General features: G+C 58.0%; 17 protein-coding genes, 2 pseudogenes and 2 riboswitches. Of the genes and pseudogenes, 8 read left to right on the forward strand and 11 right to left on the reverse strand.

The features are described 5' to 3' along the window. Nucleotides 1-160 precede the first annotated feature (160 nt). Nucleotides 161-1480 (forward strand): hemolysin family protein, encoded by a 1320-nt coding sequence (locus EIC84_RS13965; protein WP_003069691.1) that lies wholly within the window; start codon nucleotides 161-163, stop codon nucleotides 1478-1480. An 80-nt stretch (nucleotides 1481-1560) separates the two neighbouring features. Here EIC84_RS13965 and mnmC read toward each other — a convergent pair whose 3' ends face one another. Together mnmC and EIC84_RS13975 are read right to left on the reverse strand one after the other, a co-directional pair. Then, complete coding sequence (gene mnmC / locus EIC84_RS13970; protein WP_003069689.1) at nucleotides 1561-3507, reverse strand: FAD-dependent 5-carboxymethylaminomethyl-2-thiouridine(34) oxidoreductase MnmC; 1947 nt, start codon at nucleotides 3505-3507, stop codon at nucleotides 1561-1563. Between the two features lie 164 nt (nucleotides 3508-3671). Continuing rightward, nucleotides 3672-4337 carry a trimeric intracellular cation channel family protein gene (locus tag EIC84_RS13975; RefSeq protein ID WP_003069687.1) on the reverse strand — a complete coding sequence of 222 codons (666 nt, stop codon included), beginning with the start codon at nucleotides 4335-4337 and terminating at the stop codon, nucleotides 3672-3674. 52 nt (nucleotides 4338-4389) lie between these two features. After that, a riboswitch (glycine riboswitch) is annotated at nucleotides 4390-4509 on the reverse strand. A 13-nt stretch (nucleotides 4510-4522) separates the two neighbouring features. Then, nucleotides 4523-4615, reverse strand: a riboswitch (glycine riboswitch). Nucleotides 4616-5149: 534 nt separating this feature from the next. On the opposite strand from EIC84_RS13975, the gene EIC84_RS13980 reads away from it, so the two are divergent. The 4 genes from EIC84_RS13980 to EIC84_RS13995 all read left to right on the forward strand — a co-directional run bounded on the left by EIC84_RS13980 (nucleotide 5150) and on the right by EIC84_RS13995 (nucleotide 9036). Further along, nucleotides 5150-6181, forward strand: a complete 1032-nt coding sequence (locus EIC84_RS13980) for a fimbrial protein (protein ID WP_134737318.1) — start codon at nucleotides 5150-5152, stop codon at nucleotides 6179-6181. Nucleotides 6182-6460: 279 nt separating this feature from the next. Beyond that, the gene (locus tag EIC84_RS13985; protein ID WP_003066682.1) at nucleotides 6461-6889 is read left to right on the forward strand and encodes a hypothetical protein; all 429 of its coding nucleotides are present in this window, start codon (nucleotides 6461-6463) and stop codon (nucleotides 6887-6889) included. A gap of 383 nt (nucleotides 6890-7272) precedes the next feature. Then, complete coding sequence (locus tag EIC84_RS13990) at nucleotides 7273-7896, forward strand: sugar O-acetyltransferase (protein ID WP_003066680.1); 624 nt, start codon at nucleotides 7273-7275, stop codon at nucleotides 7894-7896. A 414-nt stretch (nucleotides 7897-8310) separates the two neighbouring features. After that, a complete protein-coding gene (locus tag EIC84_RS13995) occupies nucleotides 8311-9036 on the forward strand; it encodes an FAD-dependent oxidoreductase (protein WP_003066678.1) in 726 nt (241 codons plus the stop codon). An 81-nt stretch (nucleotides 9037-9117) separates the two neighbouring features. Here the strand turns inward: EIC84_RS13995 and EIC84_RS14000 are convergent, their stop codons facing one another. From EIC84_RS14000 to EIC84_RS14020, 5 genes and pseudogenes are all read right to left on the reverse strand, one after another. Next, a complete protein-coding gene (locus EIC84_RS14000; RefSeq protein WP_003066676.1) occupies nucleotides 9118-9558 on the reverse strand; it encodes a CopD family copper resistance protein in 441 nt (146 codons plus the stop codon). After that, a complete protein-coding gene (locus EIC84_RS14005) occupies nucleotides 9555-10016 on the reverse strand; it encodes an Rrf2 family transcriptional regulator (protein ID WP_003066673.1) in 462 nt (153 codons plus the stop codon). Before EIC84_RS14005 ends, EIC84_RS14000 begins: the two co-directional genes overlap by 4 nt. Before the next feature lie 13 nt (nucleotides 10017-10029). Further along, nucleotides 10030-11295, reverse strand: a complete 1266-nt coding sequence (locus EIC84_RS14010) for an NnrS family protein (protein WP_003066671.1) — start codon at nucleotides 11293-11295, stop codon at nucleotides 10030-10032. Next, nucleotides 11288-11692 carry a group III truncated hemoglobin gene (locus tag EIC84_RS14015; RefSeq protein ID WP_003066669.1) on the reverse strand — a complete coding sequence of 135 codons (405 nt, stop codon included), beginning with the start codon at nucleotides 11690-11692 and terminating at the stop codon, nucleotides 11288-11290. Before EIC84_RS14015 ends, EIC84_RS14010 begins: the two co-directional genes overlap by 8 nt. A gap of 136 nt (nucleotides 11693-11828) precedes the next feature. Beyond that, nucleotides 11829-12065 (reverse strand): annotated as a pseudogene (locus tag EIC84_RS14020) (IS5/IS1182 family transposase); the annotation flags it as partial. 772 nt (nucleotides 12066-12837) lie between these two features. Here EIC84_RS14020 and EIC84_RS14025 point away from each other — a divergent pair. Next, a complete protein-coding gene (locus EIC84_RS14025) occupies nucleotides 12838-13704 on the forward strand; it encodes a hypothetical protein (RefSeq protein WP_034362322.1) in 867 nt (288 codons plus the stop codon). Nucleotides 13705-13736: 32 nt separating this feature from the next. On the opposite strand, the pseudogene EIC84_RS26330 reads toward EIC84_RS14025, so the two are convergent. Both EIC84_RS26330 and EIC84_RS14035 read right to left on the reverse strand, forming a co-directional pair. After that, nucleotides 13737-13904: pseudogene (locus EIC84_RS26330) on the reverse strand (integrase core domain-containing protein); the annotation flags it as partial. A gap of 156 nt (nucleotides 13905-14060) precedes the next feature. Then, complete coding sequence (locus EIC84_RS14035) at nucleotides 14061-14594, reverse strand: DUF2938 domain-containing protein (protein WP_223305730.1); 534 nt, start codon at nucleotides 14592-14594, stop codon at nucleotides 14061-14063. Between the two features lie 38 nt (nucleotides 14595-14632). Between EIC84_RS14035 and EIC84_RS14040 the strand changes: the two genes are divergently transcribed. Beyond that, the gene (locus EIC84_RS14040) at nucleotides 14633-15061 is read left to right on the forward strand and encodes a helix-turn-helix domain-containing protein (RefSeq protein ID WP_080554169.1); all 429 of its coding nucleotides are present in this window, start codon (nucleotides 14633-14635) and stop codon (nucleotides 15059-15061) included. A 101-nt stretch (nucleotides 15062-15162) separates the two neighbouring features. Here the strand turns inward: EIC84_RS14040 and EIC84_RS14045 are convergent, their stop codons facing one another. After that, nucleotides 15163-16488, reverse strand: a complete 1326-nt coding sequence (locus EIC84_RS14045; RefSeq protein ID WP_003066661.1) for an MFS transporter — start codon at nucleotides 16486-16488, stop codon at nucleotides 15163-15165. Between the two features lie 26 nt (nucleotides 16489-16514). On the opposite strand from EIC84_RS14045, the gene EIC84_RS14050 reads away from it, so the two are divergent. Next, nucleotides 16515-17288 carry a helix-turn-helix transcriptional regulator gene (locus EIC84_RS14050; RefSeq protein ID WP_003066659.1) on the forward strand — a complete coding sequence of 258 codons (774 nt, stop codon included), beginning with the start codon at nucleotides 16515-16517 and terminating at the stop codon, nucleotides 17286-17288. Between the two features lie 311 nt (nucleotides 17289-17599). Here the strand turns inward: EIC84_RS14050 and EIC84_RS14055 are convergent, their stop codons facing one another. Further along, entirely contained in the window at nucleotides 17600-18352 is a 753-nt protein-coding gene (locus EIC84_RS14055) for a GntR family transcriptional regulator (protein ID WP_003066657.1), read from the reverse strand. Between the last annotated feature and the right edge of the window lie 3 nt (nucleotides 18353-18355).

The following is an 18355-nucleotide window of genomic DNA, read 5'->3' on the forward strand; positions in this document are numbered from 1 at the left end:
AATGAATATGTGAAGAGCTGCCAGAACGCCCGTACGGAGCGCTTGAACCAATTTCCTTTCTGCGCGCTTGCATTTTGTGAGCGGCCCTGCGCCGGGCATTCTCTAGAATCAAGGCTTGTTCAATGATTGAGGCGCCTGGATTGAAAGCGGGTGCCTGACTATGGAAATAGCCATACTTTTCGCTCTCATCTGTCTGAACGGCGTCTTCGCCATGTCGGAAATTGCGCTGGTCACCGCCCGCAAGACCCGCATGCAGAAACTGGTGGATGAGGGCGACAGCGGCGCGGCAGCTGCTATCAAATTGGGAGAGGATCCGACGCGTTTCCTCTCCACCATCCAGATCGGTATCACCTCCATCGGCGTGCTCAACGGCATCGTCGGCGAGGCGGCTCTGGCCGGCCCGCTGGAGAACTGGCTGATCACCCTGGGCATGACCCAGAAATACGCCGACTACCTCTCCACCGGCCTGGTGGTGGTGCTGATCACCTACTTCTCCATCGTTGTGGGCGAGCTGGTTCCCAAGCGCCTGGGCCAGACCCATCCCGAGGCCCTGGCGCGTCTGATCTCGCGTCCCATCAACTTCCTGGCCCTGGCCACCAAACCTTTTGTCTGGCTGCTGTCGGCATCGACGCGCGGCCTGCTCAAGGTCCTGGGCGTCAAGGAAAGCAATGGCAGCGTGGTGACCGAAGAGGAAATCCAGGCCATTTTGGTGGAAGGCCACACAGCCGGCGTGATCGAGTCGCAGGAGCACACCATGGTGCGCAATGTGTTCCGTCTGGACGATCGCCAGATCGGCTCGCTGATGGTGCCGCGCAGCGATGTCATCTGTCTCGATATCGACGAGAGCCTCGAAGAGACTCTGGCCCGTGTCGAACAGGCCGACCATGCGCGCTTTCCGGTCGTGCGCGGCGATATGAACAATATCGTGGGCGTGCTCAACGCCCGCCAGTGGCTGACGCAGGCCTTGCTCAACAAGGGCAGGCAGGCGCTCAAGGACCAGCCTCTGCAGGCTGCCCTCTATGTGCCCGAGACCATTACCGGCATGGAGTTGCTGGACAACTTCCGCACTTCCGATCTGCATATGGCCTTTGTGATCGACGAGTACGGCGAGGTGCAGGGCATTGTCACGCTTCAGGACCTGATCGAGGCGATTACCGGCGAATTCCAGCCGCGTGATCCCGAAACCAGCTGGGCCGTGCAGCGTGAAGACGGCAGCTGGCTGCTGGACGGCCATATTCCCGTGCCCGAACTCAAGGACCGCCTGAGCCTGCATACCGTGCCCGAGGAAGAGCGTGGCCGCTATCACACCTTGAGCGGCATGATCATGCTGCTGCTGGGCCGCGTGCCCACCGAGGCCGACGTGGTGGAGTGGGAAGACTGGCGCTTTGAAGTCGTGGACATGGACGGCAAGACGCTGGACAAGGTGCTGGCGACCAGACTCGAGCCCCTGGTCACCGTGGCATCGTTAAGCAGCGAATAAACCCGGCTTCAGAATCAGGGCCGAAACGGCACGCAGCACTTACTTCTCCGTAAGCGCTGCGTGCTTTTTTTGCGAGTGGCCTACCTGGGCTGCTGCAGAGAGCGGCTCCACAGGCGCTGCGTACCCAGGGCCTGAGCCAGCCTGGCATCCAGCGGCAGCGGCTCGCCATGCAGGCGTGCCGCCAGCAGCTCGCCGCAAAGCATGGACAGCGTCAGCCCGCGTGAGCCCAGCCCCGTCAGCACCCACAGGCCCGGTAGATCGGCTGCCGACTGCCCGGCAGGGCCTGCCAGCGGCAGACGGTCATAGGCCGCGCAACGCAGGCGCGCCCAGGTGGCAGGGCGCTGGTCAGCATCGAAGAAGGAACGCAGCGCCTGCCTGCAGCCCGGCAGCAAAGCGGCCAGCTTTTCGCCATTGCTGGCATGGGCGGCCTGCTGGTCGGCAGCCGTGGGCGGCAGCTCGGTCACATCGCGCTCGAAGGTCGATCCCATGATCCACTGGTGCGCGCCGGCCCGGTCGGCCGAGGGGAAGTCCGGCACCAGATTGCCATGACCGTTGACGGGGAAGGGCGGCATGGCCGCCAGCGTCCCTGCATCATGCTCGGCCACGCTGACCTGGCCGCGTATGGCTTGCAGCTCCCATTCTCCTGCTGACAGGCCGCTGGCTTGCAACAAGGGCTTGGTGTCCGGGCCAAGGGCCAGCACCAGCATGGGGGCTTCGGCCAGGATCTGGCCCTGCGCATCCAGCACTTGCCAGCTATTGCGCACTTCATCGCGCACCAGGCGCGAAGCTCGGGCATGGCCCTGCCAATGAATCCCGGGGGCTTGCAGCAGCGCGCGCACCAGTTGTGCGGGGCGTACCCAGCCAGCCTGCTCATGCCATACGGCGTGGCTGTCTGCAGGCAGCTGTGCCGCAGCCAACTGAGCCGGCAGCGCAGGCGCACTCCAGTGCAGGCCCCAGGGGCTGTTCTCGCTGCCGGGTTGCAGCCATGACCTGGGCAGATGGGAGGGCTCGTTCAGGTCATGCTCCAGCACGCCGCCATGGGCCCAGTCCTGGGCTGGATGCAACTTTTGCGCTTGGCTCAGTTGCTGCAGATTTTGTAGCGTTGTGCGTACGCCGCTTCTGGACAGGCGCGATAGAACACTGTCATCGGGCGAAATATGCGGGCAAAACAAGCCGGCTGGCAGGCCTGATGCTCCTGCCGCAGGCCCGGCCGCAGCATCCAGAACCGTCACTTCCCAGCCGCGTCTTGCCAGGCTGGCGGCAGCGGCGGCTCCTGCCAGGCCCGCCCCCAGCACCAGGCAGCGGCCGGCCTGGCTCACGGGCGCAGGCAGGCCGTCCGGGCGATGGCGTGGCTCCCAGGCCGGGTTGTAGGCTGCATGCAGGTTATGGCGCTTGGGCGGCACGCCAGCGCGCTTCTTGACTTCAAAACCCTGAGCCTTGAGCGCCAGGCGCACATGGCCGGCCACGCACCAGGTGGCAAGCTGCGTGCCCCGGCGGCAATGGCGGGCAATGTTCTTCATGGCATCTTCATCCCACATCTCGGGGTTGAGCTGGGGAGAGAAGCCATCCAGATACACGCTGTCCGCCGTCATCTGCTGCTTGCGCAGCATGGTCCTGGCATCGCCTATATAGAGCGTCAGCAGCACCTGGCCGTCATCAAAGGAAAGGCGATGCACGCCCGGCAGCAGTCCCCACCATTGCTCGGCCAGTTGTTCGCCAAGCGCGCGCAGTACCTCATCGGCCGGCAAAAACGCGAGCAGATCCTCGCGCGAGACAGGGTAGGCCTCCACCGAGACAAAATGCAGAATGCGCGGGCGTCTGGGATCGGCCTTCCATGCCGCCCAGGTGACCAGGAAATTCAGGCCGAAGCCAAAGCCGGTCTCCAGGATGCGCCACTGCGCTGCATCGGCCCAGGCTGCTGGCAGGTTGCAGCCACCGAGAAAAACCTGGCTGGCCTGGTCGAGGCCGCCGAACTCGCTGTGATAGCGATCGCCGAATCTGGAGCTGTAGGGGGTGCCATCCGGCATCCATGTGATCGGTTCAGACATGGAAAGTGAAACTACATGGGTAATGCATGGCGCAGTCTAGGTCAGAGCAGCCAGGCAAGGGCCGCCCCGCAGCGATGACTGCGTCCCCCTCCTGCGTCGCAAGAGAGGGGAAAGGCGCGCAGCGCCACAGGGGGAGCTCGATCTTATTCCCAGCGCTGCTGGTACGAAAAAACCGGCAGGCGCCATTTGAAACGAATGGCGGCCAGACGGAAGGCAAGACCGCCGGCAAAGCACACGATGGTGCTGATATTGGGGCTGACATCCAGATAGCGCAGGCCCAGGAACATCAGGCATACGGACAGCGACACGCTGGCATACAGCTCGCGGCGGAACACCACGGGGACCTGGTTGCAGAGCACATCGCGCAAGATGCCGCCGCTGATGCCGGTAATCATGCCGGCCATGATGATGACGATGGTGGGGTAGCCCAGCTCCAGCGCGGTATTGCAGCCGATCAGCGAAAAGGCGATCAGACCCATGGCGTCCAGCAGCAGAAACACCTGCTTGAGCCTGTGCATATGGCGTGCAATCACGGTGGTCAGCAGACCGAAGCTGATGACCAGATACACATACTCAGGGTGCTGGGTCCAGCCGATGGGGTAGTGGCCCAGCACCATGTCGCGGATGGTGCCGCCTCCCAGGGCAGTGACAAAGGCGATGACGACGACGCCGAAGATATCCATATTGCGCCGGCCTGCGGCGAGTGCGCCGGACATGGCTTCGGCGGTAATGGCCACCAGATAGATGACCAGCATGACGGTGAAGTTGGAGGCCTGGAACGAGTCCAGCAAAGAGACGGAAGGAAGCATGAAGGCACTTGAAAATAGACCAGCCACTCACATCGGCGGGAGTGTCCGGCTTGCCTCTCCCGCTGTCCTTTTACCTGAGAGTTGCGCATGAGCACCTTCGCGGTGGACATGCTTGCCCCTTCGGTGAGCCCTGCAGACTTGTGGTTGCGGGCTGCTCTCCAGTTGGCGATATCCGGGTCTTGTCAGACCCACCTGCGGTACTTATTGCCTGAGCGATTATGGGAGTTTGCGCCTTCGGCGGGAACCCTCTAAAGGCTCCGCTCTCCCGCGGGATGGGCGCGATTTTAGCCAGTTTCAGCGACTTTATTCGGGTTAATACCTGTATTGGTGTGCTTCTGCGGCCGCCGGCGCAGGGTGCGCAAGGCCGGTCCGACCCCGCCATGGCTCGCGCAAGCCCGCGTTTTCGTCTGTGAAGCCGTCTGCAATAACAAGCGGTGCTCTCGAAGAGCTCGCTCATTCTTCAGGCGTTGACAGACTGCTTAGGGACGACACGAACCTGTCGCGGCACGCAGAAGCGGCCCTTTGAACCGTTGCGTGGCGGCCATGCGATTCGAACAGCCGGTTTGGAGCGTAAAACAGCTGTTAAAGACAGGCGGCGTGCAGCAACTGGTGTTGGCGATTGCCGCCGCTTCGGCATGGGTCTGTGAGTGCCTCAGGTCAGCCTGAAGCCGACTCGATTGCAAGCCTGAGTGAGGGAGGCACGAAACACGGTGATAGCCGGCCCACGCCAAGCTTTTGAGAATATTCCTAGAAATTGCCATCTGAACCACAAATACCATGCTCTGCTCAGAAAAGGTATTTGTGGAATCTCAATGGCGAATCAACGATTTCTAAAACGCAAATTGATGCCGGTCATTTTGCGATTCTTGTGCACCTCGTTTCTTGTGGCTGCACCAATGGCAGTCAAGGCTCAAGGCGTCTGCACTATCAAGCTGGACAGCGGCGAGGAGGTTCCGATGGTTACCTTGCGGATTCAGTCGTGGGAAACGGGGGAATTTAATCCGTCGGTCCCCGTGGGAACAGTCATTAATTTGAAGAACGCCCAGGCCGTAGGCTCGGGCGGGTTCATTCAGTGCAAGAGGGTCATGGGAAGAACGGCCTACACCGTGATGACCAGCAGCGAGTCGGACGGGTTTGGCACCTTCAGGACTTCAGTTGCTGGCGTGGGGATCCGAATCAGGGAGCGTTCCAATCCTAATTGGTGGCCTAGAACGATTTATGACGACCGTACAAACTACTTTCTCACCTCAGCTGAAGACTTTGTCGTGGAATTGGTGAAGACGGGGCCCATCACGGCAGGGGGATATATTGGCGGACTGATCGGTCAGTCCAGATATGTCGACCTGGGGCATACCTTTAGAAGGATCTACATCGACGGAGCCGGCATTGTGGTAGATCCTAAAGTGCCGACATGCAAACCGAATAACCTACTGGTTCCGGTATATCTCGATAACGTCAGTGTCTCCGATCTAGCGGATGCCGGCAAAGGACCATGGAAGGATTTCAGCCTGAACCTTACATGCTCTGGGGGCGATATCGACACAACCACAAGAATGTTCATTGCATTTTCGGATACGCAGAATCCGGCGAATCGATCAACGACGCTGTCCCTTACCGAGGATTCGGTGGCCAAGAACGTAGGTATCGAGATTCAACGAGAGAATGACCAGCTCGTGAGATTCGGGTCCGTATCTGGGGAAGAAGAGCAGTGGATGGCTGGCGAATTTGGTAATGAGTCGGTGAATATCAAACTGAAGGCCCGCTATATCGGGACATCGCTCGTGCAGGAGCCGACGCCTGGCAGTGCGAATGCATATGCCACATTCATCATCAGCTACAAATAAAGAGCAGTTGGCACGGCCCAGCAAACCAGAGTTTGCAGAGTATTCGACTTCGACGAAAGTCCTTCTGAAATCTACGCAAAGCTATGCAAGAGCTTGTCTTGGCTTCCTGCACCTTGGGGGCTGGCAGATGTGGATGTCATCACATTTGAAGACCGATCGGATTGGCCTGTCAATGAAGTGAGCTATCGACTTCACGAGGAGGTCAGTCGCCTTGAAATTGGACTTCTGAGCCGGAGGTATCGGCGACATTCAGAGGTGGCTCCATGCCTTGAAGACTACATGACTGTCGAATTTAATTCTGCAAAAAATGGAGCAGACCTGAAGTATGTCTTCGACCAGGTGATCCCCCTCTATATACGCAGCTTTGGTGCATTCTTCGCTGCGGTGGAGGACATGGACGTGTTGGCCGAAGAGGAAGATGAATTCTGGAAATCCAGCGATGAAGAGCGTATGCATGCCCGGGCTCAAGCCGGTCCACGCAGACAAGAGTGCCTTCACATCAGGCAGGTGAACTACTGGGCCAGAGAACAGTGCAACAACTACTTCGGACTTGCGCCAGAGCAGGTGGTAGGCATACTCGGCGACCACGTCGCCCGTGCGGATGTGCTGGAGGAGGGCGCCTATATTGTTGTCTCGTACGACCCGCTGACCTCGGAGCAGGCGCAGGCAATCACTCCTGCATTGATGCCTTTGCTGAAGACGCGGTGAACTACTTGAAAGGGGCATTGTCTTCGCTGCGATGCAGGGCGCCTGGGGCGAGTAGTCGCACGCGATTCATCCTAACCTGCGGTGCTTTGCCTGCCGTGGTAGCCCATTTTCTCTGGGTACCTATCGCGGCATGGCAGCAAGATCGTGTACGAATCGAACTGCCCTATCTTCCCGATACAGACGCTGTGCAAATACTCCGATCTGGCAGCCACCAATTCGCGCGACTAATACAAACAAGCGGATGCCTCACTTGAGAGGTAGATCCGGACAAATTGCCGCATTGAGTGAGTGGCTCTGAGACGGTCGCTTGTGGCCAGGAGTTGCCGTAGGAGTGTCAGCGATGCGCTATGGTTATCGCCTTCCTAAAAAACTAGTCGCACCCAATGTCAAAGCTCGAAACGCAACTTGCTCATATTTGTTCTGGGCAAATGTATAACGACCTCTCGCCTGAATTGGTGGCGGCGAGGCAGAGTGCGGTGCTGCTGACCAATGAGTACAACAACTCCTTCTCGAAACCAGCTAGTGAGCGGGAGGCGATCCTCAGGTCTCTGCTAGGGCATCTAGGTCGAAACGTACACTTCGAACCGACCTTCCGTTGTGAGTTCGGGCGGAATATCCACATTGGCGACAATTTCTATGCCAACTTCGATTGCATCATGCTTGATGGCGGTGGCATATACATCGGTGACGATGTGCTCCTTGCGCCGCGAGTCGGTATCTATACGTCTAATCACGCAATTGACCCCATGGAGCGCGCCGCAGGTGGATGCTTCGCAAAGCCCGTAAAGATTGGCAATCGAGTCTGGGTTGGAGCAGGTGTGCACATCAATCCCGGGGTAGCGATTGGAGATGGTTCGATCATTGGCTCCGGCAGTGTTGTGACATCAGATATTCCGTCAGGTGTCATCGCTGCCGGAGTCCCATGCAAAGTCATCCGACTGATTTCCGAACAGGACAAAACTGGATTTAAGCCTCAATTCATGTCGAATGGCTTGTCTAACTTATAGATTCAGTATCAGTAGTTCGATGAAACCCTCGGAACGACTGCACTGGGTCGGCAGCATCAGTTCGCAGTTCACGAGAGCTGTCGTTCAATTGTCTTGTGCACTGCGCCCAGCCAGTTTTCGGTTTGAGGCGCACAGCGGACGTCTGGCCAGGTAGCAGGTCAACGTCTGGTATCTGAGGTAGCGGTCGCAGACTTGCCGCATCTCTGCGTCTGTAACCAGCCTAGACCCCCCATTCGCGGCCTCGTGCTGAACGGGGCTGCTTCTGGCCGAACGCTGCCATAACAGGCTGAGGTGGTCGACTCAATGAGAACGCCCAATTCGACCCGTTTCTCACGGTGGGTATCGATTGACGGGAATATTTGCTCCATTGGACACATCCAATGTGTAGATCCATTGATTGCGAAGGAGTGAATCATGGGCATAGAGCACAGCAAAATCCTCGAACGCGAAGAGGTTGCACAGGGTACGATGGCATTCCATCTCGCCAAACCGGCGGGGTTTGATTTCCGCCCTGGACAGGCGTTTGAAATCCAGCTGCCGGGCGCGGTCCCTGGGGAGAGCAAAGAGGAGCGATGTCACGCATTCTCCATTGTCAGCGCGCCGCACGAGAGTGAATTGGTGTTTGCCACGCGGATGAGGGACAGTGTTTACAAACGCGCTTTGGCGGCGCTACCCGTAGGTGCTGATTTGGATATCGATGGACCATTTGGTTCGCTTACCTTGCACAAAAACACAGCGCGAGCGGGTGTGCTCATCGCCGGTGGGATTGGCGTGACGCCGTTCATGAGCATGCTGAGAAACGCTGCAATGCAGCAGTCACAGCAGGATTTGCTTCTGCTGTATTCCAATCGTCGTCCAGAAGATTCGGCGTTTCTCTCTGAGCTTCAAGCTCTCGAAAAGAAGAATCCCAAATTCCGGCTCAAGGCCACCATGACGGATATGGCGCACTCTGCCGTGGATTGGAGTGGTGATACACAAACGATCGATAGAGCGTGGCTCCAGCAGGCCATTGTGGGCTTGGCTGATCCGATCTTTTATGTTGCTGGTCCACCTTCCATGGTTGCGGCAATGCAGCAGTTGCTGTTATCAGCCGGCATTGATGAGGACGATGTGCGTAGTGAGGAGTTCTTTGGATATTGAATTGGCAGACTCACCCTGATCAAGGGGAAAGTCTGCCATGACGCATTTGGATGCAGCCGCTTGGCATACCTCGCATGGCTCTTACCAGTGCAGATAGAACATGGCCTTGGCCAGCAAGACAATGACCAGCACATGGCAGAACACGCTCAGGTGCAATCGGTGCGAGCGTCGTCCATTAAGTTGTCCTTGGCGGCGCCACCACATGGCGCTGGCGAAGTGCGCAAGCACGCTAAGCGCCAGCGCAATCTTGAGCACCATCAGCATGCCTGTGCTGCTGGCCAATGGGTGCGCCAGTACCGAGCGGTGCTGCCAGGCCAAGCCTGCTCCCGCAGAATACAGCACTAGCAACACCCAGGGCATGACGGCGGTGGCGCGTGTCCCCAGCGCCTGCTCCACAGGGAGCATGTGCTGCTGCGGCACTCGGCTGTGCACGTTGGCCAGCAGCACGACTTCGAAGAACACTGTGCCTGCAAACGCCACGGCGGCCAGCAGGTGTAGTGTGATCAGCAGGCCATAGCTCATGTCTGGGCCTTCTCTCTTGACAGTCGTATGGCAGGAATCAACGGCACTGCGCTGACAGAGGTTGGTGGTATCAGGTCTGCAAGAGTGAAGCCATCTAGATGCGCCATGAAGCTGTGCAAAGCTCCTTGCAACATGCCAGCGAGGCGGCAGTCGCCGGTCAGCGTGCACCGGTTGTCGTTGCCAAAGCATTCCACCAGCGTGAAGTCGGACTCTAGTCCCCGTATCACTGTACCGATATGGATCTGCTTAGGTTCACGGGCGAGGCGCATGCCGCCTCCCTTGCCACGTACCGTCTCTATCCAACCCTGCAGGGCCAGTTGATGCGTCACTTTCATCAAATTTGCCTCGGAAATGCTATAAGCCTGCGCAACCTCGGAAATCGTGCACAGGCGCTCTGGCCGCTGGGCCACATGCATGAGCAGCCGCAGCGCATAGTCGGTCATCAGGGTTAGACGCATTGAGTGATCTCGTTCAAACAGATTTTCTGGACTTGCGGACGACATGTCCTGAGGGCTGAGCCGCTGAGAGTCCAGCAGGTGGCAGGCGCGGCCGAATCAGCAAGGGCACAAATCGCCAAAGGTACAAAGCAAAGGCCAGCACCCATGCAAGCGCCGAGGCATGCAGCGCGGCTTGAGGGAGCCCCGCAGGCAGAAGTGCCAGCAGGCGCAGCAAAGCGGCTGCGAGCACCAGCACATACATGACCACGATGCTCCGATCGGCGCGCAATGGTCGCCCCAGATGGCCCAAAGCCGTACGTGTCACCATGCCGATTATCAGCACCGCAAAGCCGGCCACGCCGATCACATGGACCGGCCAGGCCAAGCGCAGTACCCAGCTGCTCGCCTGGAGCGCTGCCACCAGCAGGCCCGTGCCCAAGGCCGCATGACCCAGATACAGAATCCACAGCAACGGCACCTGACGCACAGCCCAGGGTTTCCAGGCCAACACCTGCCATAGGGTGATGAGTCCCGTGACAGCCAATGCGGTCACCATACCCGGCACCCAGCCCAGCAACAGGCAGACAATGCCAAGCCCGCCAGCCCAGAGTTGCCACTGCCCGCTGGCCATATGCATGGGAATCTGCAGATCCGTCACCGCCCGCATAGCGAAGAATGGAATAACGCGCCGCGCCACCAGTAGTGCAATCACAGCCATGCACAGCAGCCCTGCATAGAGGTAGTGCATCAGCGTTGCGTAGTCGCTGCCTTGCCATACCGAGAGCAGAAAGAGTGCATCGGCCACGCCCAGGCCTGACACCAGCAGCGGCAGGCCGTAATTGCGTCGGCTGCGTGCTGCATAGATCACCCGGCCCAGCACTATGGCAGCGGCGGCAAAAAACAGCAGTTCACACACTACGGCAAAAGCAAAAGCTGTATCACCCACCACCAGGAAACCCACGCGCGCCAGCAGCCACAGTACGCACAACCCACCCAGCGCCCGGCCCTGAATAGGGTTGCTTCCAGTCCAGTTACTAGCCGCCGTGAGCAGAAAGCCCACGGCAATCGTCGCCACAAAGGCCCACAACATCTCGTGCGCATGCCACAGCACGCCGCCCAAACGCCCCGCAAGCCACTGTGGCGCGAACACCCACAGCGCGACCGACACCGCCGCCCACAGACAACCGGCCATGTACAAGGGCCTGAAGCCAAGCTCCAGTAAGGCTTTCCACTGGGGCGCAGGAGGCTTGGGTTGGGGCGCAGACCTCATCGGCTCCTCGATCTGCAGCAGCTCAGACATGGCTCACCACCGCCGGTAGTGCCTTGGGATCACGGCTCATCTGGTAGCCCGACCACAGGCTCTGTGCAATACGGCGCGCCGCCTGCCACGCTTGATCGGCCATGGCGCGGTTGGGTTGCTCGGCCAGCGTGATCTCGAACAGGCCCAGCCAGCGCTCAAACAGCTCTTGGCTTAGACCTGGTAGCGCAGCATGCTTGGGCATAGGGGCTCCTGAAAAGCGTGCTGTGCGTCGCAAAATGGCCGACCAGAAATCCACCAGTTTGGTCAGATGATGGTCCCAGTCCGCTATACGTGCATCGAAGATGGGGCCGAGCACCTCGTCCTGGCGTATTCGCGCATAGAAGGAGTGCACCAAGCTGACGACTTCCTCTTCAGTGCAAAGCTCATGAATCCTCATTGCACAATTCCTTTCGCTGTCGTTGCCGCACATAAGATTCATTAATTATGTATCTTATAACTGGACATGTCTCTAGGTGCGTGGTGTTGTTGCATAAATCAGCACCGGGCCAGACTACCCCTGACCCCAGACGTGGCTATGCCACAGCCACCGTTTGCGGGCGGCCCAGCTCAGTGAACTGATTGAAAAGAGCGGCCCGGATATGAAGCTCTTTGGCCTGCCGCTCAAGCGAACGTGACATCACCTGTTCACCGAGTCGCTTGATGCAGTGGCTCTTGGTCTACACCAGGCTGCATCGGTGATACCCACTCTGGCTCTTGCATCGTTTGCGCCCGAAGCGCCTGCAGGCGGCGATAGTCGCATTGCGGTAAGCGCCTGTTTCCTTCCCTTCTGGCATAAGTACCCAAAGGTCGGTTAATTAGTACTTTGCGACTGAACAAGGCTCTTTTGGAAGCGGTTTGATTGCGTTTGAATTCAGCTTCCCCTGTAGGTCAGCTGGTGAGCTTGACGTATTGAGGGGCGGTCGGCTTGGAGAAATCTCTGACCGACTGCTCTTGGCCGGGAGCGTGGGGTCTACATGAGTCCCCGGAGCAGGCACTCGATGTGAACGGCAAGTCATCCAGTGACTGTTATTGGTGCATGAGTGAAATGGAACTCTTGGCCAAAAGCGGACTGTGAAGTGAAGGACAAGTGGCCACTAAAGCACCGTTCATATCATCCGACTGGCAACCGCACGATGACAATTTTCTCGATGCGCTCATTTTTGTAAACGACCCATATCGTAGGCAACACACGTAACGCTTCATGTTGAGGGCTCACCCACGTTACCCAGGTTGGCACATCAACTCTGGCAATCAACTCATTGACTGGTAGCTGCCGCAAAGCATTGAGCGCGCCAACAAGGGCCGAGGGCTGTGAGCTCGATATGTGCATTGGCTCATGGAACGCATTTCGTTTCATTTAGCCACTGTTAGCCAAATTTCATGCACTAAAGTCGCCTGTTTAGCTAGTTATCGAGAGTCAACTGAGGGTCGGTCTGAGCTGGTGCTACCAGCTGGAACCAGTCACATCCTACCCTTGCCATGCCTCGATTCATATTGATCCAAGTGAAAAAACTCATTGAACCCTTCATTGGGGGATACCGCATGAAAGCGTTTATCCCATTCTGCATTGCCTCCCTGTGCTCCGTAGTATCTGCTCAGACCAACGTACCCTCGGGCCGCATAGTCCCGACTCCCATCTACGGTGTCACCGTGGATGATGTGAGTAGGCTTGGCGACATCACGCGCAGCCTGTCGTCTCTGGCCTACCGGCCTACCACGCGTATCGTCTTCGATGAGTTCGTGAACCCGGACTATTACCGCAAGCCAGCAGTGGAAATCTCCAAGGTTTCCTATGTGATGGGTGAGATATTGGACTCGTACTACGTCAAGCAGTACAGCGTGGATGCATACATCCAACGGACTAATCAATACCTCAATGCGTTGTCGGATGTAGTGGATATCTGGGAAGTAGCCAACGAGGTCAACGGCGAATGGCTGGGGGCCAATGCCGATGTGGTGGCGAAGATGACCAATGCCTACAACATCGTGAAGGCACAGAACAAGACGGCCGCGATCACGCTCTACTACAACCAGGGCTGCTGGTCTCAATCCTCCAATGAAATGTTCAAGTGGGCCGAGACCAATGTCCCTGCCTACATGAAGCAGGGTCTGGATTACGTCTGGATTTCCTACTATGAGGATGACTGCAATGGACTCAAGCCCAACTGGCAGCAGGTGTTCGACAAGCTGCGCGTGATGTTCCCCAATTCCAAGATCGGGTTCGGGGAGGTGGGTACCTCACGCAAAACCAAGAAGGCCGAGTACCTGACCCGCTATTACACGATGAAGATCACTACTCCGAATTACGTGGGCGGTCACTTCTGGTGGTACTTCAGGCAGGACATGGTGCCCGTCACCAAGGAGCTGTGGACTACCTTGAATACGGCGATCAAAGCGGCGCCCCGGTAGGTCAGTGAAGTCTCCTCGTTTTCCTGCGCCACCTAAAAGCAGAGGTTGGGGAAACGTTTGACACGATACGCGACCGGAGGAATCCGGCCTGGCGATTCATGTGGGCGAGGGTGGTTGTAGCGATGCAGCCAGCCCTCGGTCATCGAGTGCACTTCCTGCAACGATTCAAAGACATAGTAGTCGAGCACCTCCGTTCTGCAGGTTCGATTGAAATGGGTGTATCGGTAACATTGATCATCTGTACCAAATGCTCGCTATCAGTGCACCGACAGCTTCGATCAAGGATTGACTGAGGATGATCATCCCTGGCTACCGAGGTCGCTCCCTGGCAGGCGCCTTTCGGCCGGGAGCAGTCGTTAAAGTGCCGTGAAGGCTCTGGCGCAAAGGTATAAGCTGGCTCCAAAAACCAGATGCGTCGCCAGACTCACTACGCGACTGAGCCATGGACGAGGTGTTTTCGCGCTTGCGAATCCAGCCCCTAGCGCTGGTTGCAAGACGGTCCACGGGAAAAGCACTGTCGCCGCACCAAAAATCAGCGCTGGAGCCAAGGCGGGCACTTCTATCCACTGGCGCCCTGTAACGAGCACAAACACCTGCGCGAAAGCAATTCCTGTCAGATAGTGCAGCGTCCAGCCAACGACATTTTCGCCGCCCATTGGTTGAGCCTCTTTGATTGACTTGTGAAACCAGATACCACTGCGCCAGTGAAGGCACCAGCGCCCAAGCATTGCGTAGTTCAAGGTGGCTATTCCCATGCGACGGAGCACGGCAGACCACAAGTCCATCAGTAATGTTGCGCCAACGCCGAGACCAAAAATCAGCATCCAACCGTTTGTAAGCTTAGTCATTTTTTCGTATTGCTTCTGGTGATTTACAGTGATGTGAAACACTGTAAAAGCTCAAGTGCACTTGAGCGCAAGGCCTGAATATGGACATCACAGAAGTAGCAAAACGAACAGGACTATCTGCACCAACACTTCGTTTCTATGAAGAGAAGGGGTTGATCCGCTCTATCGGAAGACATGGGCAGCGGCGACTGTTTGATGCTCAAGTTCTAGAGCACTTATCGGTCATCGCTCTTGGACGGGCTGCTGGGTTCTCACTCGACGAGATTAGAGCAATGTTGCCTCTTGATGGGAACATTCAGGTACCTAGAGAAATGTTGCTCGCCAAGGCCGATCTAGTAGAGAGATCCATCAAGCAATTAAAGGCTGTGCGTGACGGCTTACGACATGCGGCCAACTGCCCCGAGAAGAACCATCTCGATTGCCCAACGTTTCAACGGCTAATGCATGCAGCCTTGGCTGGGAAAATTCAGCCACTTACAGTTGCAGCCAGTAAGGCCAAGTCAACTTGAATACCTGCTTTGGGCCGAACAGCGACAGCCGCAACCGGCCGCAACCTGCCATTCGGCACTTTTGAGGGAAGCGGACGTAGGCGTATAGCGATGTAGCAGTTTTAGAGCTTCTTTCGCTGAGTTTCTGGAAGAAACGCTGTGGCGAAGCCAAGGAGCGGCAGAAATGAGGTCACGCCATAGACCCACACAATGCCGTGTACATCTGCCAACTCACCCAGTCCGGCTGCGCCAATTCCGCCGACGCCGAACATCAACCCAAACATCAGCCCAGATACCAGTCCCACGCGACCGGGGACGGCCTCCTGTGCGTAGACCACCAGAGCGGCAAAGGCAGATGACATTACCAAGCCTATGACAATGGCGAGGATGGCTGTCCCGGCAAGACCGACATAAGGCAGCGCAAGAGCGAACGGGGCGACGCCAAGAAACGAAATCCAGATGACAGCCTTGCGGCCAATGCGGTCTCCAACAGGTCCTCCTGCGAAGGTTCCTGCGGCCACAGCTGCGAGGAACATGAAGAGAAACAGCTGGCTCGTCTGCACGCTGAGCTGAAAGCGCTCGATCAGATAGAACGTGAAGTAGTTGGTGAATGATGCGATGTAGACGAACTTCGCAAACATCAGCACACAGATAACGGAAATCGCACGTATCACGCCAGAGCGGTCCAGCCCCTCGCCATGGCCTTTCGACAGGACCTTGGCTTTAGCTGTTCCGTGATGACGCACCCAGATCGTGAGGCGATACAAAACGAAGATCGCAACCAGTGCGACCACCATGAACCATGCTACGGCTGGCTGACCATGCGGGATAACGATGGCCGCAGTCAGCAAGGGGCCGATGGCTGAGCCGGTGTTACCACCTACCTGAAAAGTGGATTGCGCTGTTCCAAACCTGCCACCCGACGCCAGCCTGGCAATCCGCGAGGCCTCTGGGTGAAAAGTAGCAGAGCCGACGCCCACCACCGCTGCCGCAACCAACAGCATCTCGTAGCTGCTGGCCGTAGCCAAGAGCGCGATTCCGATGAAGGTCATCCCCATGCCCGAAGGAAGCAGGTATGGCTTGGGATGCTTGTCTGTGTACAGGCCGATCCAGGGCTGGAGCAGCGAAGCCGTGACTTGATAGACCAGCGCGATGATTCCGATCTGCCCAAAGCTCAAGGAGAAGCTCTGTTTGAGCATGGGAAAGATCGAAGGCAGCATGGCCTGGATCATGTCGTTGAGAAGGTGGGCAAAGGCAGCGCCCACGACGATAGGGAGAAGGAATCCCTGTGACTTGGCGTCGGGCACCGCGATGCAAGGTGCTTCCGATGTAGAGAGAGTGGCAGTTCTGACGGTCATGGAAATACAGAGGCAAGTGCGTTGGACCTGAGCCGTTGAACGGCTGAACTTGGAGATTACGTCCTTGCCGATTGGCTGTCGCACGCTCATCTGCCAATACCTGTAGAGTTTCTGCCATGGCAACGCATCCATCCCATAAACACAAGCAGTACGACAGCCTGGCCTGGCCGGTCGTCGTCATGGAGAGCAGGTGGCCGGTCGGTATGTCCACGGGTTGGCATTCCCACCCCAAAGGCCAGCTTCTCTACGCTACAGAGGGTGTTATGGTGGTGCACACCGACGCGGGGTCTTGGATCGTCCCTCCCAATCGCGCGCTCTGGATAACCACGGGCCTGCGGCATACCGTCACGATGGCCGGTGACGTGCTTATGCGCACGGCGTACATCGATGCCGCGAAGGTAACGACCTTGCCGCATGAGAGCAGCGTCATCAACGTCTCACCCCTGCTGCGCGAACTGCTCGTGGAGGCGGTCCGCATTGCGTTCCACACCGAGCCGAAAGGCCGCGACGCACGGCTTCTGGAATTGCTCATTGATGAGATTCGCGTCTCGACAACCCTTCCGCTTCATCTGCCAATGCCCAAGGATGGGCGGCTTCGCAGCATCTGCGACCAACTTGGCGCAACCCCCTCAGATTCGTCGAATGCCGCGGAATGGGCAGCGTCAATCCATGTGGGAGAGCGAACGTTGCACCGGCTATTTGCCAAGGAGACTGGCATGACGTTCGCTCAGTGGCGTGAGCAGGCTAGGCTGCTTCACGCGCTGCGCGGGATTGCTGCAGGTAACAAGGTCATCGAAGTAGCGCTCGACTGCGGCTACGGCAGTGCCAGCGCGTTTGCTGCGATGTTCCGTCGACATTTCGGGGTCTCGCCCTCCAGCTTCTATCAATAGCAAGGCCAGGCTGCGAAGCCCTCAATTCGGCGCGTCCTTTTAACTGACTGCAATTGATGTGTGCGAACGGCGGCTATGGGGCGTGAGCAGCCCTCGGTGGCTGGCTGCTAGCGGTCAAAAGCGGAAGTCAGCTTGATTCATGCAAACCTCTGACGAAAGCTGGCCTACAGAGCTATTCTGGTCAGTGGCCTGGATGGCAGCGGCAATCGAGTGATGGACTGCCATTGGACAGGTAGATATACCCTGTCTATCCTCTGGCACTTTCCCATCCAGCACAGACAGCTATCAAAATGATAAAGCTGTGCTGCAGTTCATACCTCCCCTTCCGGCCGGGTGCCAGGCAACACCAGCTTGCCTTCGCGCATGGCTTGCAGCAGCAGATGGGGGGTGGTGCAAATATGGGCTTCCAGGGCCAGTGCCGCGCGGGCTTCTTGGCCAGCCATGGCGAGCTCGAAGATTTCCTGGTGCTCGGCATGCACATCGCGGGTGAGCGCGGGTTGCTCCATGGCATAGCAGCGGTAGCGCTCGCTATGGCGCGCCAGCAGGCGCAGCACCTTCAATGTCCAAGGGGATGCATAGCCGGAGAGCAGGGTCTCGTGAAAGCGCAGGTTCAAGGCCTCCCACTGGCGGCGGTTGTCGCTGGATAGCGGTTGCTCGGCCGCCGAGAGTTCGTCATAGCTGGCCTGCAACTGGGCCCGCCAGGCCGCGTCGCCATGGCGTATGGATTCACGAAGCGCATGGGTTTCGATATGTACCCGCAGGCGGGTGATGTCCTGCAGGTCGTCCATGGCGATGGTGGAGACGCGAAAGCCGCGCTGGCCTTCGGTTGTGACCAGGGCATCACTGACCAGGCGCGTCAACGCCTCCCGCAAGGTGCCTGCGCCGACCTCGTAGGCCTGGCGCAGATGCTCTATGCGCAGCTTGCTGCCAGGCAGCAGGCGGCCTTCGACAATGTCGGTGCGCAGCCGGGCATAGGTTTGCTCGGTCAGGGTGCGCGATGCTTCGCCGCCGCTGGATTCAGTCTCGGGCAGGGCCAGGCATTGCATAAAGGATTTCTTGGCCAAGCG

This window comes from Comamonas sp. A23 (assembly GCF_004522605.1).
Lineage (GTDB): Bacteria > Pseudomonadota > Gammaproteobacteria > Burkholderiales > Burkholderiaceae_C > Comamonas > Comamonas thiooxydans.